Source organism: Sphingobacterium sp. JUb20 (genome assembly GCF_004342035.1).
GTDB lineage: Bacteria > Bacteroidota > Bacteroidia > Sphingobacteriales > Sphingobacteriaceae > Sphingobacterium > Sphingobacterium anhuiense.
This window is the reverse complement of record NZ_SLYV01000008.1, coordinates 238,512-259,848: the sequence shown is the minus strand read 5'-3', so window position 1 is coordinate 259,848 and position 21,337 is coordinate 238,512. Positions and strand designations below refer to the sequence as shown.

The following is a 21,337-nucleotide window of genomic DNA, read 5'->3' as shown; positions in this document are numbered from 1 at the left end:
CGCCCCCAGAAAGTGTTTAACTTTTCGGGGGCATTGCAAAAAGATGCTTTTTTACAAACCAATATGTTCATTTTTATTGGATTTCGGTCCATCTTTACTGATTGCCTTTGGGTTATCTTTCAAGTAATGCCAAGTAATCTTATCTTCAAATTGTTGACTTTTCCCTGATGCTTTTACCTGGATAATATTATCCCCTTCTTTCAATTTAACATTTTGAAAAATATAATGGACATCAGTTTCTCCGATAACAAAGTTCTTTTCTTCAACACCATTGACCAACAAAGTAGGTGTACCTAAATTAGAATAGACTGTCACCGGAGTAATCTCGTTTACTCTCTCAATAACACGTCTTTGTGTCAGATATAATACAGGTTCTTTACTCCAGTTAGCTTTATACCAATAAAAAGGATCTTTCTTGAGTTTTCTATCAAACGTAACCAATCCTTTATAATTCCTTGGCTCAACATTGAGTGCTGTAATTGGAGTCGCAAAGTCAAATGTGTTCCAAAGATAAGACGCTAAAAAGATCGGATGTCTTTTTATCGTTCCCCAATGTATTTCATGGAACTTTGTTGAAAATTCTTCAGGAAAAAATGCTGGATTCGCCCATTGATTACCTACATCTCCAACAACCTCTTGTTGATGACTAGGATTAGCCTCGGCTCCATACTCTGAAAAAATAATTTTATAATCTTTAAAATCTTTTGAGATTTGATCTGCCCACTTATCAACATCACGAATAACGCCATTATACCATCCGAAATAATGATTGATCCCCTGTATATCTGCATTATTATTTACAGCATGGTTAATGACATTATAGCCGCTCACTTGCACCGTATAGCGATATGGATCTTCGGTCTTAGCTAAATCATTTAATTTTGTTGTTAACTCGATTGTGTACGCATTAGGTGTATAAACCTCATTATGGAGACCCCATGTATAAATAGAAGGATGATTATAGTTTTGTCTTATAAGTTCTGTCAATTGCTGTTTTGCATTTGCTTCCTCTAACGTCGTTACACGATTAACAAATGGGATTTCTGCCCAAACAATAAATCCAATACTATCGCATTTTTCATAGAAGTATGCAGATTGTTGATAGTGAGCTAATCGAATAGTAGTTGCTCCAATTTCCTTGATGATAGCCAAATCTTCATCATGATCAGCATTTGATAACGCGGAACCCTTTCCCCATCGATCCTGATGTCTTGTTACTCCATACATTGGATACTTAATATCATTCAAAAAGAATCCCTCTCCCGTTCTTAATTCAAATTTTCGTAAACCTAGAGGCTGAATCACTTCATCTAGTAAAGTATTTCCATCAACAAGCTGTGTAACTACTTTATAAAGATATGGGTCCTCCAGACCTTGCCATAAATGTGGATTTGTTAAATTAAAGTCTTGCATTACTTCTTGTCTACCCTGCGGAAGTAAACGATATTTTTTTATATTCTTGGCTTTCACAGCGCCGTTTTGTTCAAAAATCGTTGACACCACCTGTAAATCTCTTGCGTCATGATTTTTATTTTCAAGTTTCACTTTTAAATTTATTGATGCACTTTTTTTATTAACGTCCTTTTGACTTATATATACTCCTGAAGAAGCATAATCGGATACTGCAATATTAATCTTATCCGTCACAATAAGTTCAACCGGACGATAAATACCACCATACATAGGGAATAGCGTATGATTGACTGGAATTACTTGTGGAGTTGCTTCATTGTTAACTTTTACAAGAATCTCATTTTCAACTCCAAATTTCAACATATTAGTCAATTCCAACACGAATGCTGAATAGCCACCTTGATGTCTTCCCACAATCTGATAATTACCATTTATAGCTGACGCATCATAAACTACATTTCCCTTTTCCTTCTTCGCAGGCAACGGTGAATTATTAATGTAAACTTCTGTGTTTGTATTTACACCTTCAAATTTTACAAAAATGCGCTTACCATTCCAAGAAGATTCGGGAATAAAAGTTTTACGATAATAGGCATCTCCCACATAAAATTTTTCATTAGATGTAAATCGATCATTACGTACTTGCATATCTTTTGAGTTCCATGTATGGGGAACAGCTATAGATTGCCATGTTCCAGAAAAAACATTCCCATACTGTAAGAGATCTGTAGTAAAGGGGCCCTTTTTGAAAGCCCAATCTTGATTGAAAGAAATAACTTCTCTAGAAAAGGAAAGTGAGGTTAAAATTGTTAAGAAAAATAAGGTGACGATTGCCTTGAAATTCATAATAATAAAATAAAGGTTTTGTTCAATAGTATCCATCATAATCACGATGATGGAGTGTAAAACAAAGATATAAACCTAATTGTATTACAAAGAAGAATTGACTTTACTAGAAAACTACATAGAAGTTAATATTGAGCAAAAAAATGCTGTAGCATCACAGAAAACCAATTTACAACGTTATCGTACTTTTACTAAAATAGAGATGATGTCACTTAAATAATACTAACTACAGGTTACTATTATAAGCTTTTTATCCATTTAACTAAATCATTCAAGACTTCACTATTCATGGTTTCACTAATATGCTCATACTCTGAAACAGCCCCAGTTGTCGATTTTTGAAATAAGTGATTCAATCCTTCATATTTCTTTAGAACTGTTTTTGGATTATATGGTAGATTATTCTTTAAACTTTTTAGATTTTGGTCAGCAGGAACCTGAACATCTAAACTCCCAAATGCCGCATAAACCGGCACTGTAATTTTTTTAATAAAAGGAATGGGATCAATCCGCATGAAATATCTATAAGATGGCAACAAGAGTGTCTCTAATTCCAATTTACTCGATGAATTCAATTGTGCTGGATCTATTTTCATATTATCAAGAATCATTGCCATAGCCTCCATATGCGGCCTATTACTTTTAACAACCTCAAAATTCCTTTTATTAATCTCTTTGGCATGTGATAATGCTAGTTCTGACATGCCTGCTACTTTACCAATGCGATATAGCTGTGATACCATTAGAGAGTCAATAGGAATGGCTGGACCTGCTAAAGAAACAATAAAAGAAAGCGCCGGAAATTTTTGTCCAGCCAACAATTCTGCGATTAAACCACCCTCACTATGCCCGATAATACCAATTTTGCCGGGATCTACATTTGGTCTTTCCTTTAGAAAATCTATTGCTGCCATTGCGTCTTTACTGAAATTCTCAATTGAGGCATTTATAAAACTTCCTTTTGAAAGTCCGACCCCCCGATCGTCGTAGCGAAGAACAACAATATTATTTTTTGTTAAAAAATCTGATAATATTCGAAAAGGTTCATGTCCCATTAATGTTTCATTGCGATCCTGGGGACCGCTTCCTGTCACTAAAACTACTGCAGGGAATTTACCCTTTTGTCTAGGTGTGGTTAAGGTGCCACTTAATAGGACATCATCATATTTATTTCTAAAATTGACATCTACTGTATCGTATGAATAAGGAGGAAAAACACGTTGAGATCTTATTGTCTTGATATTATTAGGGGTTGCCTTTATTTTCATAAGATCTAACTTGGCTCGAAATGTCCCTTGTTGAAACTCCCCACCTATTAAATCATCCCGTTCCATTTTCCCGATATAACTAATTCCTCCTTCAATCAGTACTTCGATTCCGTTACCATTAACGTTTGCCTTCGCGGGAATGCCAAAGGCTCCCTGATCTGGACTATCCGCTGTTGCCTTCCATACACCATTTTCCTGAGATAAATTAATTATAAAAACCAAACTGGAATGTCCTACTTGCAAATTACCTTTCCAGTCCCCTACGAAAGTTTGCGAAAAAGCAGTTATTGTTATAAACAACAGGAGAAATGTACCAACTATTTTTTTAATCATTATATGTAATAAAAGAGAATAAAGAAGATAAAGCTTCCATTAACATTACAACAAGTACCAAAATCAAGCCATTATAATTTTTTTCTATTTATAACAGTAAGAAATCCTTTAAATAAGTAAATAGAAGAAATAGATCAGCAAGCAAAGGCTGAGAATAACACCAAAAAAGGGATAATTCAATCTGCTTTATCAACATTTTGGTTACCCAGTGGATTTACTACATTCTTGAAATTAAATCTACTATCGGGTTTAGCCATTTAGTTGTATTTAATAAAGCCATAGCATAAATGACAGACCTTGCAACCAATACGGTTATTAGCATATCTATAAATCTCAGAATCGAATGCAATATTTTTCCAAGTAGAAATATAATGATTGAAAATAAAGATGTTGTTAAGATATTGTGATATAATAATTATAAAAAGCTAGCCTCGTTGGATTTAAAACTCATCATCCCAGGAAAGGAATCTCCTAAAAACAAGCTACAAAAGTGCCGATTATAAATCAAATAAGACCAATAGATAAAAGTTTTGTCTCCGAAAGATTATCAAATGGATTTAAAAGTATTTTATTCATAGTCCTTATTTAAAATTTCTTGATTAACCTTAGAAATGATCGTATTGAGTTCGCATTTCTTTTGGGTACCTATCAATAGTCTAGACCCGCTTTTAAAGATCAATTCCAACCCATGTGATCCTTTGGTATTATAGGCTTTACCTTTTCTTCCAATGCGATACCCCCAACCTCCATAGTCGTATATAGGATTATAATCCTTTACAGAAACCTGTGCTACTTCTGACCAAGGAATAAATTTACTTCTCAATAGAAAGGGAAAGAAGTGAATCATAATTCCTTGAGAGTTTATTGTTGTTTTTAATTTAATGAACGAAAATATAATAATAATAACAGCAATAATCCAAAACCCAGGATTTACACTTAATTCTTTTAAATTACCATCTTTTATATCATTCCATTCATAATTTAAAGTCGATAATAATAAAAAGACGATCAAAATCACCATCCACCAACTCCAAAAAGACTGTTTCTCTTTAAAAACCATACTAATCATTATTTTTTAAACCCAATAACTTATCAATAAGATCATCTAACTTATTTCTTACGGTAGGATAACTCTTGCCTAATTGATTTGCCATCTCTTTCAGACTTCCTGATTTTAATAAAAACTCAAGTACAAAATCCTGTTCCTCAAGAGTTAATTGCGTCCAAATTGGCAACATAAATTTACCGCTAACCTCAGTATTGCATGAAGAACAAGTTAATTTACTGACCTCTAATTTTGTATCACAGCTAGGGCATACGTTTGGAAATTTTTTCATCTCTTCTATAAATATAAATATTATTAATAATAATATAAATTTTATAAAAGTATTATTAAACATAATTTAAAATATGAGCGATCAATAATTATTCGTAAAGTATATTAATAATTATATTTGCTGTAAATAATTATTAGATTTAAACATGAAGAAGATTATTGGATTTATTCTGACACCCATTTTTTATTTCTTTTTTGCCTTGTGCCTTTTAGTTTTTCACCCTATACAATGGTTGAGCCTAAAGTTTGGCGGATATACAGCACATAAAAAGAGTGTCGATATTCTTAATTTCTTTCTCACCTATTGCAATATTTTGCTGTTTAATACGATATCTTTTACTGATAATAAAAACATTCCAACCGGACAGCCCATTATTTTCGTTGCAAATCATCAAAGTACATTTGATATACCGGCTATGATCTATTTTCTGCGAAGATTTCATGGAAAATTCATTTCAAAAATAGAACTAGCGAAGGGAATTCCAAGTATTTCCTTCAATTTGAAACATGGTGGGGCAGCAAATATTGACCGTAAGGACTCAAAACAGTCTATCGGTGAAATATTAAAACTTGCAAATAATATGAAGACCAAAAACTGGTCAGCTTTTATTTTCCCGGAAGGTACTCGCACTCGAGATGGTAAAATGAAGCCTTTTCATGTTGGCGGAATAGCTACATTATTAAAGAAAAATCCCGATGCACTAATTGTTCCTATCGCAATAAATGGTTCATATGAAATGACTAAAAATGGCTTATTTCCTCTTACACCCTTTGTCAAAATGAGCTGGGAAGTTTTAGATCCTATTGATAAAACTGATAAAACTTTGGAAGAAATAGTATTAGAAGCTGAACAGAAGATCCGTTTAAAAGTCAAAAATGGTTAGATTATTTAACCTGCCGACCTTTCCAATCATATTTACCGATATTACCAAGTATACCAATATACACGAGGTATATTATATGTAACGAGGAAAGAATTGGTAAATACCGCATTAACTCCTCTCTCTTAGAAAACTGAGTTAAGGGTTGAATAAATAGATATTCAACTATGATTTTAGCGATTAATACTACCAAAAAAGTAAAAAGATAGGAATAATGATAAAATAAACCTACGATAAGACAGGTAAGCATACAAAAGTTGAATAACCAAATTGTGATTCCGAGTAACACAATTGCTTTATTTTTATATTTTGTACTCTTAGAAGCCCAACGCTTCCGCTGACTTATAAATGACCTAATTGTAGGCTTAGCATCGGTGTAAACCACTGCATCTGTAGATTTACAGAATCCTATTTTATGTGGATATTTGGCAGCAACTTTATGCAAAAATAATTCATCATCACCAGATGCTAATTCATCTATACCGGCAAATCCACCCATTTCATAAAAAATATCTTTGCGATATGCCAAATTTGCTCCGTTGCAAGTTGTCGGATTTTTATTACCAATACCTGCTGCGCCTAAGCCTATTAAATATAAAAACTCAAGTGTTTGAAGTCTTTCAAAAAATGATTTCTCTTCTGAATACACTACAGGAGAAGATAAAAGATATAAGTCTTGAGTTTCAAAATAGCTAATGATTGTCATTAACCAATTTTCACCCATCCTACAATCAGCGTCAGTTGTAACAATTATCTCTCCTGTACATAAATCAATAGCCTTCGCTATAGCAAGCTTTTTATATGAATTCAATTTATTGCTCTCATTCAACTGAATTAATTGTACTCCTCTGTGCGCGTAAGACAATACAACATCACTTGTCCGATCAGTAGAATGGTCATCGATTACAATTAATTCAAACTGTTCAGGTGGAAATTTTTGATTAAGTACAGCATCAATAGTACGTGCTATACCATTCTCTTCATTACGTGCAGCTATAATAATAGAAATACGTTTGACCGGTAAACAGTTCGATATTACAGTTGGTATTTCTAACCAACCTTTCCGCATATACAGAACCAGAGCGATATACACAATCGCCAATATTATCGTAATAAAACTAAGACTTAGAATCACCAAAAAAATTTATTTTCAAAACAAAAATAGAACCTAAAACAGCTGGAAGTATCAAATTAACGAACCAAATACAAGAAACAATTGCCATCACGGCTAGTTCTTGATTTGTGATATAACTATAAAGATTACCTGCAACAAAACTTCTTACACTAAAATCAAAAATATCCAATGTCGGTAATGCGGCCTGCACAAAGAAAAGAATAAATATCATCAAAATCATTGCCACGAATGGTAATTCTGGTAAAATGACCAACATTAAAATAATGTACTGAGAAGTAAAAATGATAAATCTTGCCAACGATATCAATATGACAACAAGCAATTCCTTAAAAGTATACTCTTCCAAAATAGAAAAGAAAGGTTTGATACGTTCTAGAAATTTAATTCGACCAACCAATAAATCAATCCAATGCACATTAAAATAAAGTACTAAAAAACCTGTCGCATACAATATTGCTAATAACCAAATTCCAAACTCTATAGAAACTGGAGTATCCATATAAGTACATGCAAACCAAGCAATACTTAAAGCACCAGCTATACTGGTTAATACAAGTTGTGCAAATAGCCCAACTCCCATTGCTATAGCACCTTTTGCTCGATTTTCAGGTTTCAAAAACAAAACACGACCTCCATATTCCCCAATCCTATTTGGAGTAAAAATAGCCCATGTTAATCCACTAAATACCGATTGAAATGCACGTCCAAAAGATATTCTTTCAATTCTAATAGCCAAATATTGCCATTTTACAACTTCAAGCATCCAATTAACAAACATCAAGAACACGATTAAGCTAAATGTCAACCAGAAATAATGAGGATCTATACCTGCGATTAATGTTTCAAACTTCAGAAGATTTTTAGGATCGGATAATTGTTGATAAATATACCATCCAGCGAAAGCTAGTACCGCAATTTTTATCAATATCCCGCTATATTTTTTTTGAACCTTTGTTAGCATTTATCAATTTTGGACACAATGTTACTAAATATTAATCAAAGCTAAAGTTATTTTATGGCAATATTAGTATCCATTACATCTTCATTTTTGAATCGTTACGAAATAAAAAATGTAATATTGCACATGCAGAAGGAGAAAGCAAAAGAGAGAATTATTTTAGGTATTGACCCCGGAACAGCTGTTCTAGGTTACGGAATCATACGTGAACAAGGAAACAATATCAGTCTCATTACTATGGGAGTCGTGAAAATGGGGCATCTTGATGACCATGCTCTGAAACTCCAACGTATATTTAAAAAAACTACTGCTTTAATAGAGGAATATAAACCGGACAGTGTTGCATTAGAAGCTCCATTTTATGGAAAAAACATACAAGTAATGTTGAAATTAGGAAGAGCACAAGGTGTCGCTATGGCCGCCGCATTAAATTTTGATATTCCTATATTTGAATATGCTCCACGAAAAATAAAGCAATCAGTAACTGGAAATGGAAATGCAACCAAAGAGCAAGTAGCAGGCATGTTGAAGTCATTATTAAAATTTAATGAAAGCCCTGAATTTTTAGACGCAACAGATGGATTAGCTGTTGCTGTTTGTCATTCCTTTCAAAAAAATGCGACCTCCGAAACTGGCAAAAGTTACAGTGGTTGGAGTGCATTTGTAAAAGATAATGAAAAAAGAATCAAGTAATTATAGCTGTACTTGCCTTATAACATTTTTCACATTTAATTCAACAATATCAGTCATCGATTTACACTTCAAATACTGTTCACTTGAATGAGAAATTGAATAAGCTTCACGCAATTGTTTTATATTTTCCTCTGTCGATAACTGTTGGGTTTTTGATGCGTCTCTAAGGTCAGCGATCCGATGCCTTTCACTACGTACACGATGTACAATAGATGATCGTTCTTCTTGTTGATATTGAGAAACCGTTTTTTCTGTCAAATGTTCCATTGAAAGTTTCACATAAGGAAAGTTTTCTTTGAAAAATTGTGGCATGTACACTTTTGGATTGCCTTCATAAAATTGCTGGTCAAAATCAATAGCTCGAATTCTGAATTGAAAATCGTCAAAATCTGGAGTTATTTGTACGACAAAATTATAAGCGCGCATATCACCTAACAAAGTAATTATGCAACGTTCATTAAATTTAACAAACTCCTTAGAAATACGTGTTAGATTATAATCTGGTGTATACATCCGTTGCTTGGCAAAAGTATCACCAGGGATTCCAACAATATGTTCCTCAACCAAAGTTTCATTATCGACCATATAATTTACCTGATTTGGCGATAAGATTTCCTCCAATTCTAAGCCATAAATACGAGATGCATCAGCTTGCTTAATATAAAAATAATCATATACATCATTCAGTCGGTTTACAATACGAATTCGAAAAGGTCTTGTATTGCCAAACGCACAATACTCAACACGATCAATATACTTATGTTGCACAATACGGGTATTACCCGATGCCTTTAATTTAGCATATATTACTTTCAAACCTTCATATAAATGATCAATAAGATATGGTGGATATAATGGCGTTTCCCAAAAAGTGTCGTTACCGTATTTATCCAATACAGGTATAGTTTCAGTAAAAGATAAAAGATCCTTATACGTAATAGGAAGCTTTGCATCACGTTGATATAGTCTCAAGTATTTATGTAATCCCTCTCCTACAGCAAAAATGGGTTTCTTCCTTGAAATTTTAACATCTTCTATTTCCATAAATATCTTTTTAAAATCAAATGCCAATATCAATAAAAATCTATACAAAATTTGTTATTTAAATATCACATTAACAATATGTATATAAAATTTTTACTAAATTTACATACATAAACCAACAAATCTTAGTATTTTTGAAAAATTTAAAAATTTAATCCGATACGACTATTTGGTAATATATTATCGGTTTGGGTTAACTTAATTAATAACAGCACTTTTAATGGAAAACAACTATTCTAATTACGATTTAGACAATCTTGATATTCAGATATTATCAATTTTGATGAATGATGCGTCTATTCCTTATACAGAAATAGCAAAAAAGTTAATTGTATCTGGTGGCACTATACATGTACGCATGAAAAAAATGGAAGAACTAGGTATTATTAAAGGATCCAACTTAATTATTAATCCTCAGAAAGTTGGTTTCGATATCACTGCCTTCTTAGGGATTTACCTTGAAAAAGGATCTCAATACTCTGATGCTGTTGCTCAATTAAAAGAAATTAAAGAAGTCGTTGAATTACATTACTGCACGGGACAATATAGTATTTTTGCAAAAATAATCTGTCGCGATACAGTACACCTGCGTAAAGTATTAAATGAAGATATACAATCTGTACAAGGAATTCAGCGTACTGAGACTATTATATCTCTTGAAGAGAGTATAAAAAGACAGATTAGTTTAGTCTAAATTATTAATCGTATAAACAAAAAAGCACAAAATAAATTTTGTGCTTTTTTGTTTATACGATTTTTTCTAAAATATTAATATAATCGTCAATGCCTTTCCTAATTTCATCCAAGAAAATAAACTCATCGGCCATATGCGATCGTCCGGAGAAGCCCGGTCCTAGCTTCACAGAAGGTATCCGCAACAATGCTTGATCACTCATTGTAGGAGAGCCATAAGTCTTTTTTCCAAGACTAACACCTGACAAAACAAGAGGATGATCTTCTGGAATAGAAGATGAATTTAAACGTGTTGAACGAGCATGGACATCAGATTGTACATGTAGTTTTATTATTTCTAATGTTTCTTCATTACTGTATGCATCTGTTGTTCTAACATCGACAACATAATCGCAAGTTGCGGGAACAACATTATGTTGAACACCACACTGAATCATCGTCACGGACATTTTAATGGGTCCTAATTTATTTGATTCACGCTCAAACTGGTAGGATCTAAACCATTCGATATCTGCTAATGCCTTATATAAAGCATTTTCTCCCTCATCTCGTGCAGCATGGCCTGATATGCCATGAGCAGTGCAATCTAATACCATTAGGCCCTTTTCTGCGATCGCTAAATCCATTAAAGTTGGTTCTCCTACTATAGCAAAATCTAAAGCTCCTAAATCTGAAACAATTGATTCAATTCCACATTTACCGGAGATTTCCTCTTCAGCAGTAGCTGCTAAACAAAAATTATATTTTAAATCTTTGTCTTCATAAAAATGTAGAAAAGTTGCAATCAAAGAAACCAAGCATCCACCTGCATCATTACTTCCTAATCCATAAAGCTTTCCATCTACTATATCTGGAGAAAATGGATCTCTTGTATAACCAGTATTTGGTTTTACAGTGTCATGATGTGAGTTCAACAGTATAGTAGGTTTATCAGTACTATACCATTTATTATAAACCCAAATATTATTTGCTTTTCTGTTGGGAACAATTCCTTTCGCAGTAAAGAATTGTGCTATTATCGTTGCAGTTTCTTCTTCCTCTCTACTAAAAGAAGGGGTACGTATTAAAGACTTTAATAAGGCTAAACTTTCTTCAAATAACTCAACTCGATTATTCATTGTAGAGGCCTCCAGCTTTTTGTGCAGACAATTTTATTCCTTTAATAAATGCGGAACTGAAACCATGGTGTTCCATTTCATTAAGCCCTGCAATAGTACACCCCTTTGGCGAAGTTACCTTATCAATTTCACTTTCAGGATGTGATTGAGTTTGCAATAATAAATCTGCGGCACCTTTTGCTGTCTGAACAGCCATTTTAAGAGCATCATGCGCATGAAAACCAATTTCTACTCCACCCTGTGAAGCTGCTCGTATAGCTCTCAAGAAAAAAGCAATACCACAAGCACATAATGCAGTAGCAGAAGTCATTAAATCTTCGTTAATAACTACAACTGCGCCCACCGTTTCAAACATAACTTCTACATCCTTCACAATATCTGAAGGTGCATTATCAGTTGCAATACATGTCATCGACTGACCAATTGCAATTGCTGTATTTGGCATTGCCCTTACGACCAATGCATTTACACCAAGCACTTCTTTTATATCAACGCAACTTACCCCAGATACAACAGATACAAAAACCTGATTAGAACCTTGAACTATCGGAGCTATTTCTTCCAAAACTTTTCGTAATTGTTGTGGTAAAATTGCAAAGACAATAATATCGGCATCTCTAACTGCTTCGATATTACTATCTGTAACAACAAAACCATCTTCCCTTTCTTGATTTAAGGCTTTAATATTACGTCTTGTTAAAGTGATTTGATCTGCATTACAAAACTGATTTTTTACTAATCCTTTTGCAAGAGACAAACCAATATTCCCTGTTCCGATAATGGTAATTCTTTTCATGATTAAAGTTCTATTTTAAGGTCAAACAAGTGCCAAATTGGCCCTGTTGGAATAAGTGCAAATTATTGGCATGACCAATATACACATTCCGAACACCTTTTTGTATAGCATCGAATGCATTTTGCAATTTTGGTACCATTCCATCATGAATAACACCGTCTTCCTTTAACTGTAAAAATTCGTCGGCACGGATTGAATTAATTACAGACTGTTCATCATTGATATCTTTAAGTACACCATTTTTTTCAAAACAATATACTAGAGATGTATCATATAATGATGACAGCCCAACAGCTAAAGCTGATGCGATCGTATCTGCATTGGTATTTAAAAGTTGTCCTAAACCATTATGAGTTATTGCAGAAAATACAGGAACAAATCCCGCTTCCAAAAATTTCTTAATAGAAGCAGTATTGACAGAATCGTGCAAAATATCCCCGACAAAGCCGTAATCAATATCTTTAACAGGTCGCTTTATTGCTTTAATTGTACCTCCATCTGCACCACTTAAACCAATAGCATCACATTGTAAAACTTGAAGCTTTGCAACAATATTTTTATTAGTTAAACCCGCGTACACCATTGTAACAATCCGCAACATTGCTTCATCTGTAATTCTTCTGCCTTCCACCATCTTAGCTTCAATTCCCAAATCTGTTGCAATACGTGTCGCAATCTTTCCTCCTCCATGCACTAAGATTTTTTTGCCAGGCAAAGCCGCAAATTTTTCCAAAAATGAGTCTAACAATACTTCATCATCGATAATATTGCCACCAATTTTTATAATATTAAGGCCACTATTTGACATCTTTCTCTCTAAATCTTCCAAAATAATTTATTTACAGACCTATTTATTTTTTTCTAAGCTTTCAAGCATACGTTTTAAAACAACCTGTGCAGCCCATACACGATTACCAGCTTCCTTAATGACTAAAGAATTAGGCCCATCAAGTACCTCTGCGGATAATTCTAAATCACGTCTTACTGGTAAGCAATGCATAACCTTTGCGTCATTTGTTAACGCTAATTTCTCATTATCGATTAACCAATTTTCAATAACTGGATATACTTCACCATATTCCTCATAAGAAGACCAATTCTTTACATAAACAAAATCAGCATTTTTGAGACTCTGATCTAGATCATTTGAAATCTTCGCACCCTCAGTAAACTCTTCAGACAATTGATATCCCTCTGGATGTGCTATAGTGAAATCAACCAGGCCTTCAACCTGCGCTTGACACATCCACTCTGAAAAAGAATTTGGTACCGCTTGTGGCAAAGCTTTTACATGTGGTGCCCACGCTAAAACAACCTTTGGTTTTTCTGTGACTTTATATTCACTTATTGTTATAACATCAGTTAAACTCTGTAAAGGATGGCGGGTTGCACTTTCCAAAGACACAACTGGAACACCACAATATTCGATAAACTTATTAAATAAATCTTCAGAGTAATCCTCATCCCTATTTTTCAATTTAGGAAAAGAACGTAAGCCCAAAATATCACAATACTCACCCATTACCGCTGCAGCCTCACGGATATGTTCAACAGTAGTTCCGTTCATTACGACACCATCTTGAGTCTCCAATGCCCAGCCATCTTTATCCATATTCATAACCATGACATTCATTCCTAAATTCATAGCTGCTTTTTGAGTACTTAAACGTGTGCGCAAACTTGGGTTTAAAAATACCAGACCCAATGTTTTGTATTTGCCCAAACTTTCCAAAGTGTTAGGATTAGCTTTCAACTCCATTGCTTCTTTAACTATTTCAGAAACACTAGCAACATCTTTAACTGAAAAAAACTTTTTCATATATTTATCTTATTCAAAAAACTAACCTTCCAAAATTTCTGTAAAAGCCGTTAAAAATTGATCGGCCATTTCTTTTGTTGTATTTAATGCGGGCAATAAGCGTATTACAGTAGGCTTTGCTTCACCTGTAAATATTCTGTGCTTTTCCAACAGATCTTTTCTTACATGCGCTAATTCACTAGGTAAATCAATACCTATCATCAATCCTCTTCCTCTTACTTCAGAAATTTGATCAAACTTGCGTAATTCTTCAATTAAATAAGATCCAACAGTAGCTGCATTTTGAATTAAACTATCCTGTTGAATAACTTCTAAGACAGCAACAGCGGCTGCACAAGCCAAATGATTTCCGCCAAAAGTAGTTCCCAGCATACCGTATGTTGCCACAAATTTTGGAGCGATGCTAATTGCACCGATAGGAAAACCATTACCCATACCTTTTGCCATAGTATAAATATCAGCTTCTATCCCAGCATAATCATGAGAATAAAACAAACCAGAACGGCCATAACCACACTGTACTGAATCAGCGATAAATACAGAAGCATACTGGTCGCAGAGTGTGCGTATCAGACGAAGAAATGAAACAGACGCTTCCCTTATGCCACCAACACCCTGTATACCCTCAATAATCACCGATGAAATTTCCTCGCCATAATTTTTGAAAGCATTAGATAAAGCATCTTCATCATTAAAAGGTAAGAAAATGACATTATCAGTCTCATTGACAGGAGCAATAATACTTGGATTATCAGTACAAGCTACTGCCAAAGATGTACGACCGTGAAATGCCTTTGAAAAAGCAATCACTTTTTTTCTTGAATTATAAAAAGAAGCCAACTTTAACGCATTTTCATTTGCCTCTGCGCCTGAATTACATAAAAACAAATGATAATCCTCTTTCCCAGAAACTTTACCTAATAATCGAGCTAATTCACGCTGAATAGGAATCTCCACAGAATTCGAATAAAATCCAATTTGATTTAATTGTTCTGTGATACGTTGAACATAATGTGGATGCGTATGACCAATTGAAATCACAGCATGACCACCATATAAATCCAAGTAAGGATTTTCTTCGGCATCCCACACCGTTGAGCCCTGTGCTCTTACAATATTGATTGGATTAATGGGATAAACGTTAAATAAGTCCATTGATAATGAATAAATAATTAAATGAGAAACATAAGTCCGATATGCATTGCAAATATAGCTAAGTCTTCCTAAAAATCCGTTAAAAATAAAAAAGCCTATCATTTTCATGATAGGCTTTATATCTAAAAAAGTTAAAGAACTAGTCTTTGTTTTCTTCTTCTGTAGACGCAGTAACATCCGTTTCAGCTGGAGCTTCTTCAGTAGTATCAGCTTTCTTCTTAGAAGTACCACGACGACGAGTTGCTTTTTTCTCAGTAGCAGCTTTAGCACCGTAAATTTCATTATAGTCTACCAATTCGATGAATGCCATTTCAGCATTATCACCTAAACGATTTTCCATTTTGATAATACGTGTATAACCACCTGGACGATTAGCTACTTTTTCCGAAATTTCACGGAACAAGATAGTAACAGCCTCTTTATCTTTTAAGTAAGCGAAAACAGTACGACGAGAGTGAGTCGTATCGTTTTTAGATTTAGTAATCAAAGGCTCAACATATTTACGTAACGCTTTAGCTTTTGCTAAAGTTGTTGTAATACGTTTATGTTTTACTAGTGACGTTGCCATGTTAGCTAACATTGCCTTTCTATGGCTGTCAGTACGACCTAAGTGATTTACTTTTTTTCCGTGTCTCATTTTTAATTTAATTTTAATGTATATACCGTCTCTTCACAGAGGGAATTATATACAAGCCGCTTATTAATATATTAATCTTCGTCTAACTTATATTTAGACAAGTTCATTCCAAATGATAAACCTTTCGATTTAACCAATTCTTGGATTTCGCTTAATGATTTTTTACCGAAGTTTCTGAATTTCAACATATCTGCTACGTCATAAGTAACTAATTCAGATAGTGAGCGAATATCAGCAGCTTTCAAACAGTTCAATGCGCGAACTGATAGATCTAAGTCAACTAATTCCATTTTCAAAATTTTACGCATATGTAAAATTTCTTCATCAACAACTTTAGTTTCCTCTTTAGTCTGAGACTCAAGAAGCATATTCTCATCAGAGAATAAGATAAAGTGTTGAATTAAGATTTTAGCAGCTTCTTTTAAGGCTTCTTCTGGATGAATCGAACCATCTGTAGAAATATCTAACAACAATTTCTCGTAGTCAGTTTTTTGTTCTACACGGTAGTTCTCAATGGTAAATTTAACATTCTTAATCGGAGTAAAGATCGAATCAATCGCGATTAATCCTACAGGACCATCAACGACTTTATTCTCATCAGCATTTACATAACCACGACCTTTAGCTACGCTCAATTCTACTTCAATTGTAACCGAGCTATCCATGTTACAGATAACCAAATCAGGATTTAATACTGTAAAGTTGTTTGAGAATTTTGTGATATCACCAGCTGAGAATTGCTCTTGACCATTGATTACTACAAATATCTTTTCGCTATCACCTTGATCACCAGATTTTTGAAAACGAACTTGTTTCAAATTCAAAATGATCTCCGTAACGTCTTCAACTACACCTTTGATAGTTGAAAATTCGTGCGAAACGCCTGAAAACCTTATCGACGTAATTGCATATCCTTCTAATGAGGACAATAAAATACGGCGCAAAGCATTACCAATGGTTACACCAAAACCAGGCTCCAATGGACGAAATTCGAACGTACCATCAAAATCTGTAGATTTTTGCATGATAACTTTATCCGGTCTTTGAAATGCTAAAATTGCCATTTATTTCTTTTTAAAGTTTTTGTAATAATACTTGCAATACAATAGAATATGCATAATCCATAATGGACTATGCATATTGCTACTTTATTTATTATTTAGAGTATAACTCTACGATTAAGTTCTCTTTGATATTCTCAGGAATGTCAGATCTCTCAGGAAAACTTAAAAAAGTACCTGTAAGTTCTTTTGCATTCCACTCCAACCATGAGTATTTGTTGATGATTCTACCAGCAACTGAATCAGTGATTGTTTCAAGAGTTTGAGAACGCTCACGAACAGCGATTACATCACCTGGACGTAAGCTATATGATGGAATGTTAACTAATTCTCCGTTAACAGTAATGTGTTTGTGCGATACTAACTGACGTGCAGCAGAACGAGTAGGGGCAATACCTAAACGGTATACCGTGTTATCTAAACGAGCTTCTAATAATTTCAAGAAGATCTCCCCTGTAATACCTTGTTTTGAGGCAGCTTTAACAAACAAATTAGCGAATTGACGCTCTAACACCCCGTAAGTGTATTTTGCTTTTTGCTTTTCTAACAACTGAATAGCGTATTCAGATTGTTTACCTCTGCGTTTAGATGCTCCATGTTGTCCAGGAGGATAATTCTTTTTTTCTAACGCTTTATCTGGGCCGAAAATCGGCTCTCTAAATTTACGGGCAATTTTGGACTTAGGTCCTGTATATCTAGCCATTTTTTTTCTCTTAAAGTATCTATTAGCCTTTAGCTAATGAATCTTATCTTTAACCTAATTAAACTCTTCTACGTTTTGGAGGACGACAACCGTTGTGAGGAAGTGGTGTGATATCTTTGATAGTAGTCACATCGATTCCAACAGTTTGTAATGTTCTGATAGCCGACTCACGTCCAGCACCAGGTCCTTTTACGAATACTTCTACTTTGCGTAGACCTAAATCGTATGCAACTTTTCCACAGTCATTTGCTGCTTGTCCTGCCGCGTACGGTGTATTCTTTTTAGACCCTCTAAAACCCATTTTCCCAGCACTTGACCAAGAAATAGTTTGACCTTGATTATTAGTCAAAGTTACAATGATATTATTAAACGTAGCATTGATGTGTGCTTGACCAACAGGCTCAATAACAACAATACGTTTTTTTGCAGCTTTTTTAGTTTTAGCCATTTCTTAATTTTTATTTAGTAGCCTTTTTCTTGTTTGCAACTGTCTTACGTTTACCCTTACGAGTACGAGAGTTGTTTTTAGTGCGTTGACCACGAACTGGTAAATGCTTACGGTGACGTAATCCACGGTAACAACCGATATCCATTAAACGTTTAATGTTTAATTGAATTTCAGAACGTAAAGCACCTTCCACTTTAATCTCATCAGAAATCAAAGTACGAATTGCTGCTAACTGATCATCATTCCAATCTTGAACTTTAATGTCATGACTGATTTCCGCCTTATCTAAGATAAGCTCTGCTGTTGTACGACCGATACCAAAAATGTAGGTAAGGCCGATAACACCCCTTTTGTTTTTAGGTAAGTCAATACCTGCTATCCTTGCCATATATGTTTAGCGATTATTTTTAAATAATTAACCCTGACGTTGTTTGTACTTAGGGTTCTTTTTGTTGATTACAAAAACTTTTCCTTTGCGACGAATGATCTTACAATCAGCGCTACGTTTTTTTATTGATGCTCTTACTTTCATGATTTTAATATTTTCAAAAGCTTGCACTATCAGACCACCAATCCGTTATTTATAACGGTATGTGATACGTCCTTTAGTCAAATCATAAGGAGACATTTCTAATTTAACTTTATCCCCAGGCAAAATTTTGATATAGTGCATACGCATTTTACCAGAAATATGAGCAATGATTTCATGCCCATTTTCCAATTCCACCCTAAACATAGCATTAGAAAGTGCCTCTCTAATTATTCCATCTTGTTCAATTGAGGCTTGTTTAGCCATATATTCTTGATTATTATTTTGTTAAATAGCCTGCAAACAGGAGTGCAAAGATATATAAAATAATTGAAAATCAACTATTTTTCACCTAAAACTTTCTCTACATGTTCAAATGTCAACAGCACATCGGGTTCACCTTTTCGAATAGCGACCATTTGCTCGAAGTGCGCCGACAGTTTACCATCAACAGTACTTACTGTCCATCCGTCATCCCAAAACTTCACGCCTGCCTTTCCTGCGTTGATCATTGGTTCAATACAAATAACTAAACCAGACTCTAGCTTAGCACCAGCACCACGTTTACCGTAGTTTGGCACCTCAGGTTTTTCATGTAAATGAAAACCGACACCATGTCCAACTAATTCTCGTACAATACCAAAACCATATTTAGAAACATGTTCCTGTATAGCTGCACCGATATCTCCAACACGTTTTCCAGCTACAGCTTGCTCTATGCCTTTGTACATAGATTCTTTTGTTACATCAAGTAACAGCTGCGCTTCTTCAGTAACATTACCCACACCAAAAGTGTAGGCTGAATCACTAATAAAACCGTTTAGATTTACGCCACCGTCAACAGAAACAAGATCTCCATCTTTGATTATATAATCACTTGGAAATCCATGAACGATCTGATCGTTAACAGAAATACAAAGTGAGTATGGAAATCCATGATAATTAAGGAACGCAGGCGTACCACCATTATCATGGATAAACTCGTAAGCTAACTTATCAAGAGATAAGGTGGTGATGCCAGGTTTAATAACCTTAGCAACTTCACCAAGCAATTGCGAAAGTACATTTGCAGACAAACGCACTTGCTCTATTTCTTCCTCTGATTTATAATATACTTTAGACATCTAAAGAATTTAAATTGCCGACTGATCTACACCCTCAACTGACGCAGGAGTTCTTCCTTTTATACGTCCAGTTTTCATTAATCCGTCATAGTGACGCATCAATAAGTGGCTTTCAATTTGTTGCAAAGTATCCAACACAACACCTACCAAAATCAATAAGGACGTACCTCCGTAGAAATGCGCAAATTGATTATTAATACCGAATAAACTTGCAATAGCAGGTAATATAGCAATAATCGCAAGGAAAATTGCTCCCGGGAATGTGATATTTGAAATCACACGATCAATAAAGTTACTTGTTTCTAGACCTGGTTTGATACCTGGAACAAATCCACCATTTTTCTTCATATCATCAGACATCTGCTGAGGATTAACCATAATTGCTGTATAGAAAAATGTAAATGCTATAATCAAAACAGCAAAAGTTACATTATAAGCAACAGATGTATAGTTACTCAACGATGTTAAGAAATCAGACTGAAGATTAGGGAAAAATTGACCCAAACTCATTGGCACAAACATAATCGCTTGCGCGAAAATGATTGGCATTACACCAGCAGCATTAACCTTTAATGGTATATACTGTCTTACTCCACCCACTTGTTTGTTTCCAACAATCTTCTTTGCATATTGAACAGGAATCTTACGAACTCCTTGTACAATTAAAATTGTAAATACAACGACAAAGAACAAAGCTAAAAACTCCAATAATAATGGAATTGGTCCACCACCACCTTTACTCATACGTGATACCCACTCCGCAGTAATACCACTTGGCAATTGTGCGATAATACCAGTCATAATGATCAAGGAAATACCATTACCAATACCTTTATCAGTAATCTTTTCTCCTAGCCACATTACAAACAAAGTACCCGCTGTCAAAACTATTGCAGTAAGAATAGTGAATATAGGATCTGCTAATGTTTTCGCAGCAGGCTCAATTTGAGTTCTAACATACGCAAACGCTTGAAGCAAAGTAATCGCTAACGTTAGATAGCGCGTAATTTGATTCATTTTAGTACGACCACTTTCACCCTCTTTCTGCATTTTTTGGAAATAAGGAACCGCGATGCCCAGTAACTGAACAACAATGGATGCCGAGATATAAGGCATTACACCCAATGCAAAGATAGCTGAGCGAGAGAATGACCCCCCTGCAAACATATCTAGCAACCCAAGTAATCCTTCTTTTTGACCGGAAGCCAAAGCTTGAGGATTAACTCCAGGTAATACAATATGACATCCAATACGGTAAATCAGAAGAAATAGCAACGTATTCAAAATACGTGTACGTAAATCGTCTATTTTCCAAATATTGGTTAAGGTTGTGATTAGTTTCTTCAT

Annotated in this window: 24 protein-coding genes; 3 read left to right on the top strand and 21 right to left on the bottom strand. The window is 34.4% G+C overall.

Annotation, left to right across the window (positions count from 1 at the left end):
- Positions 1-51 precede the first annotated feature (51 nt).
- The 4 genes from EDF66_RS15280 to EDF66_RS15265 all read right to left on the bottom strand — a co-directional run bounded on the left by EDF66_RS15280 (position 52) and on the right by EDF66_RS15265 (position 5,260).
- A complete protein-coding gene (locus EDF66_RS15280) occupies positions 52-2,259 on the bottom strand; it encodes a glycoside hydrolase family 2 protein (protein ID WP_132843590.1) in 2,208 nt (735 codons plus the stop codon).
- A 239-nt stretch (positions 2,260-2,498) separates the two neighbouring features.
- The gene (locus tag EDF66_RS15275) at positions 2,499-3,860 is read right to left on the bottom strand and encodes an alpha/beta hydrolase family protein (RefSeq protein WP_132843588.1); all 1,362 of its coding nucleotides are present in this window, start codon (positions 3,858-3,860) and stop codon (positions 2,499-2,501) included.
- A gap of 568 nt (positions 3,861-4,428) precedes the next feature.
- On the bottom strand, positions 4,429-4,920 hold the full coding sequence (locus tag EDF66_RS15270; protein WP_132843587.1) for a hypothetical protein: 492 nt from the start codon (positions 4,918-4,920) through the stop codon (positions 4,429-4,431).
- A gap of 1 nt (position 4,921) precedes the next feature.
- Positions 4,922-5,260 carry a DUF2089 family protein gene (locus EDF66_RS15265; RefSeq protein ID WP_243656062.1) on the bottom strand — a complete coding sequence of 113 codons (339 nt, stop codon included), beginning with the start codon at positions 5,258-5,260 and terminating at the stop codon, positions 4,922-4,924.
- 82 nt (positions 5,261-5,342) lie between these two features.
- On the opposite strand from EDF66_RS15265, the gene EDF66_RS15260 reads away from it, so the two are divergent.
- Positions 5,343-6,080: a lysophospholipid acyltransferase family protein gene (locus EDF66_RS15260; protein ID WP_021189694.1), complete on the top strand. Its 738-nt coding sequence runs from the start codon at positions 5,343-5,345 to the stop codon at positions 6,078-6,080.
- 1 nt (position 6,081) lies between these two features.
- On the opposite strand, the gene EDF66_RS15255 is transcribed toward EDF66_RS15260, so the two are convergent.
- Both EDF66_RS15255 and EDF66_RS15250 read right to left on the bottom strand, forming a co-directional pair.
- Positions 6,082-7,212 carry a glycosyltransferase family 2 protein gene (locus tag EDF66_RS15255; RefSeq protein ID WP_310438368.1) on the bottom strand — a complete coding sequence of 377 codons (1,131 nt, stop codon included), beginning with the start codon at positions 7,210-7,212 and terminating at the stop codon, positions 6,082-6,084.
- The gene (locus tag EDF66_RS15250; RefSeq protein WP_132843585.1) at positions 7,196-8,173 is read right to left on the bottom strand and encodes a lysylphosphatidylglycerol synthase domain-containing protein; all 978 of its coding nucleotides are present in this window, start codon (positions 8,171-8,173) and stop codon (positions 7,196-7,198) included. The genes EDF66_RS15255 and EDF66_RS15250 overlap by 17 nt, the downstream gene beginning before the upstream one ends.
- Before the next feature lie 123 nt (positions 8,174-8,296).
- Here EDF66_RS15250 and ruvC point away from each other — a divergent pair, with 123 nt between their 5' ends.
- On the top strand, positions 8,297-8,863 hold the full coding sequence (ruvC, locus tag EDF66_RS15245; protein ID WP_132771796.1) for a crossover junction endodeoxyribonuclease RuvC: 567 nt from the start codon (positions 8,297-8,299) through the stop codon (positions 8,861-8,863).
- Here ruvC and EDF66_RS15240 read toward each other — a convergent pair whose 3' ends face one another.
- Positions 8,864-9,907: a hypothetical protein gene (locus EDF66_RS15240; protein WP_132843584.1), complete on the bottom strand. Its 1,044-nt coding sequence runs from the start codon at positions 9,905-9,907 to the stop codon at positions 8,864-8,866.
- Between the two features lie 220 nt (positions 9,908-10,127).
- On the opposite strand from EDF66_RS15240, the gene EDF66_RS15235 reads away from it, so the two are divergent.
- Positions 10,128-10,601, top strand: coding sequence for an Lrp/AsnC ligand binding domain-containing protein (locus EDF66_RS15235; protein WP_021189698.1), 474 nt, complete (start codon positions 10,128-10,130; stop codon positions 10,599-10,601).
- Positions 10,602-10,653: 52 nt separating this feature from the next.
- On the opposite strand, the gene EDF66_RS15230 is transcribed toward EDF66_RS15235, so the two are convergent.
- The 14 genes from EDF66_RS15230 to secY form a co-directional block, all read right to left on the bottom strand.
- The gene (locus EDF66_RS15230) at positions 10,654-11,718 is read right to left on the bottom strand and encodes a M20 family metallo-hydrolase (protein ID WP_132843582.1); all 1,065 of its coding nucleotides are present in this window, start codon (positions 11,716-11,718) and stop codon (positions 10,654-10,656) included.
- On the bottom strand, positions 11,711-12,514 hold the full coding sequence (gene proC / locus EDF66_RS15225; RefSeq protein ID WP_021190952.1) for a pyrroline-5-carboxylate reductase: 804 nt from the start codon (positions 12,512-12,514) through the stop codon (positions 11,711-11,713). The genes EDF66_RS15230 and proC overlap by 8 nt, the downstream gene beginning before the upstream one ends.
- A gap of 10 nt (positions 12,515-12,524) precedes the next feature.
- Positions 12,525-13,322 carry an acetylglutamate kinase gene (argB, locus tag EDF66_RS15220; protein ID WP_132843661.1) on the bottom strand — a complete coding sequence of 266 codons (798 nt, stop codon included), beginning with the start codon at positions 13,320-13,322 and terminating at the stop codon, positions 12,525-12,527.
- Positions 13,323-13,361: 39 nt separating this feature from the next.
- Positions 13,362-14,333, bottom strand: a complete 972-nt coding sequence (locus tag EDF66_RS15215) for an acetylornithine carbamoyltransferase (protein WP_132843581.1) — start codon at positions 14,331-14,333, stop codon at positions 13,362-13,364.
- A gap of 21 nt (positions 14,334-14,354) precedes the next feature.
- Positions 14,355-15,488 carry an aspartate aminotransferase family protein gene (locus EDF66_RS15210; RefSeq protein ID WP_132843579.1) on the bottom strand — a complete coding sequence of 378 codons (1,134 nt, stop codon included), beginning with the start codon at positions 15,486-15,488 and terminating at the stop codon, positions 14,355-14,357.
- Between the two features lie 139 nt (positions 15,489-15,627).
- A complete protein-coding gene (gene rplQ, locus EDF66_RS15205; protein WP_132843578.1) occupies positions 15,628-16,125 on the bottom strand; it encodes a 50S ribosomal protein L17 in 498 nt (165 codons plus the stop codon).
- A gap of 71 nt (positions 16,126-16,196) precedes the next feature.
- Positions 16,197-17,189, bottom strand: a complete 993-nt coding sequence (locus EDF66_RS15200) for a DNA-directed RNA polymerase subunit alpha (RefSeq protein ID WP_132843576.1) — start codon at positions 17,187-17,189, stop codon at positions 16,197-16,199.
- A 91-nt stretch (positions 17,190-17,280) separates the two neighbouring features.
- Positions 17,281-17,889 carry a 30S ribosomal protein S4 gene (rpsD, locus tag EDF66_RS15195; RefSeq protein WP_021190947.1) on the bottom strand — a complete coding sequence of 203 codons (609 nt, stop codon included), beginning with the start codon at positions 17,887-17,889 and terminating at the stop codon, positions 17,281-17,283.
- Positions 17,890-17,947: 58 nt separating this feature from the next.
- Positions 17,948-18,337, bottom strand: a complete 390-nt coding sequence (rpsK, locus tag EDF66_RS15190; protein ID WP_021190946.1) for a 30S ribosomal protein S11 — start codon at positions 18,335-18,337, stop codon at positions 17,948-17,950.
- 10 nt (positions 18,338-18,347) lie between these two features.
- A complete protein-coding gene (gene rpsM / locus EDF66_RS15185; RefSeq protein ID WP_132771534.1) occupies positions 18,348-18,725 on the bottom strand; it encodes a 30S ribosomal protein S13 in 378 nt (125 codons plus the stop codon).
- A gap of 27 nt (positions 18,726-18,752) precedes the next feature.
- Positions 18,753-18,869: a 50S ribosomal protein L36 gene (gene rpmJ / locus EDF66_RS15180; RefSeq protein WP_038702005.1), complete on the bottom strand. Its 117-nt coding sequence runs from the start codon at positions 18,867-18,869 to the stop codon at positions 18,753-18,755.
- A 45-nt stretch (positions 18,870-18,914) separates the two neighbouring features.
- Positions 18,915-19,133, bottom strand: a complete 219-nt coding sequence (infA, locus tag EDF66_RS15175) for a translation initiation factor IF-1 (RefSeq protein ID WP_002997456.1) — start codon at positions 19,131-19,133, stop codon at positions 18,915-18,917.
- Between the two features lie 74 nt (positions 19,134-19,207).
- Complete coding sequence (gene map, locus EDF66_RS15170; protein WP_132771535.1) at positions 19,208-19,990, bottom strand: type I methionyl aminopeptidase; 783 nt, start codon at positions 19,988-19,990, stop codon at positions 19,208-19,210.
- A 9-nt stretch (positions 19,991-19,999) separates the two neighbouring features.
- The gene (gene secY / locus EDF66_RS15165; protein ID WP_132843575.1) at positions 20,000-21,337 is read right to left on the bottom strand and encodes a preprotein translocase subunit SecY; all 1,338 of its coding nucleotides are present in this window, start codon (positions 21,335-21,337) and stop codon (positions 20,000-20,002) included.

Excerpts from the sequence above, each read along its gene's own strand:
- rpsM (WP_132771534.1), bottom strand. The coding sequence starts at position 18,725 with ATGGCAAGGATAGCAGGTATTGACTTACCTAAAAACAAAAGGGGTGTT.
- proC (WP_021190952.1), bottom strand. The coding sequence starts at position 12,514 with ATGAAAAGAATTACCATTATCGGAACAGGGAATATTGGTTTGTCTCTT.
- rplQ (WP_132843578.1), bottom strand. The coding sequence starts at position 16,125 with ATGAGACACGGAAAAAAAGTAAATCACTTAGGTCGTACTGACAGCCAT.
- EDF66_RS15260 (WP_021189694.1), top strand. The coding sequence starts at position 5,343 with ATGAAGAAGATTATTGGATTTATTCTGACACCCATTTTTTATTTCTTT.
- secY (WP_132843575.1), bottom strand. The coding sequence starts at position 21,337 with ATGAAGAAACTAATCACAACCTTAACCAATATTTGGAAAATAGACGAT.
- EDF66_RS15270 (WP_132843587.1), bottom strand. The coding sequence starts at position 4,920 with ATGGTTTTTAAAGAGAAACAGTCTTTTTGGAGTTGGTGGATGGTGATT.
- EDF66_RS15275 (WP_132843588.1), bottom strand. The coding sequence starts at position 3,860 with ATGATTAAAAAAATAGTTGGTACATTTCTCCTGTTGTTTATAACAATA.
- map (WP_132771535.1), bottom strand. The coding sequence starts at position 19,990 with ATGTCTAAAGTATATTATAAATCAGAGGAAGAAATAGAGCAAGTGCGT.
- argB (WP_132843661.1), bottom strand. The coding sequence starts at position 13,322 with ATGTCAAATAGTGGCCTTAATATTATAAAAATTGGTGGCAATATTATC.
- infA (WP_002997456.1), bottom strand. The coding sequence starts at position 19,133 with ATGGCTAAACAAGCCTCAATTGAACAAGATGGAATAATTAGAGAGGCA.
- ruvC (WP_132771796.1), top strand. The coding sequence starts at position 8,297 with ATGCAGAAGGAGAAAGCAAAAGAGAGAATTATTTTAGGTATTGACCCC.
- rpsD (WP_021190947.1), bottom strand. The coding sequence starts at position 17,889 with ATGGCTAGATATACAGGACCTAAGTCCAAAATTGCCCGTAAATTTAGA.
- EDF66_RS15210 (WP_132843579.1), bottom strand. The coding sequence starts at position 15,488 with ATGGACTTATTTAACGTTTATCCCATTAATCCAATCAATATTGTAAGA.
- EDF66_RS15280 (WP_132843590.1), bottom strand. The coding sequence starts at position 2,259 with ATGAATTTCAAGGCAATCGTCACCTTATTTTTCTTAACAATTTTAACC.
- EDF66_RS15235 (WP_021189698.1), top strand. The coding sequence starts at position 10,128 with ATGGAAAACAACTATTCTAATTACGATTTAGACAATCTTGATATTCAG.
- EDF66_RS15215 (WP_132843581.1), bottom strand. The coding sequence starts at position 14,333 with ATGAAAAAGTTTTTTTCAGTTAAAGATGTTGCTAGTGTTTCTGAAATA.
- rpmJ (WP_038702005.1), bottom strand. The coding sequence starts at position 18,869 with ATGAAAGTAAGAGCATCAATAAAAAAACGTAGCGCTGATTGTAAGATC.
- EDF66_RS15265 (WP_243656062.1), bottom strand. The coding sequence starts at position 5,260 with ATGTTTAATAATACTTTTATAAAATTTATATTATTATTAATAATATTT.
- EDF66_RS15230 (WP_132843582.1), bottom strand. The coding sequence starts at position 11,718 with ATGAATAATCGAGTTGAGTTATTTGAAGAAAGTTTAGCCTTATTAAAG.
- rpsK (WP_021190946.1), bottom strand. The coding sequence starts at position 18,337 with ATGGCTAAAACTAAAAAAGCTGCAAAAAAACGTATTGTTGTTATTGAG.
- EDF66_RS15250 (WP_132843585.1), bottom strand. The coding sequence starts at position 8,173 with ATGCTAACAAAGGTTCAAAAAAAATATAGCGGGATATTGATAAAAATT.
- EDF66_RS15200 (WP_132843576.1), bottom strand. The coding sequence starts at position 17,189 with ATGGCAATTTTAGCATTTCAAAGACCGGATAAAGTTATCATGCAAAAA.
- EDF66_RS15240 (WP_132843584.1), bottom strand. The coding sequence starts at position 9,907 with ATGGAAATAGAAGATGTTAAAATTTCAAGGAAGAAACCCATTTTTGCT.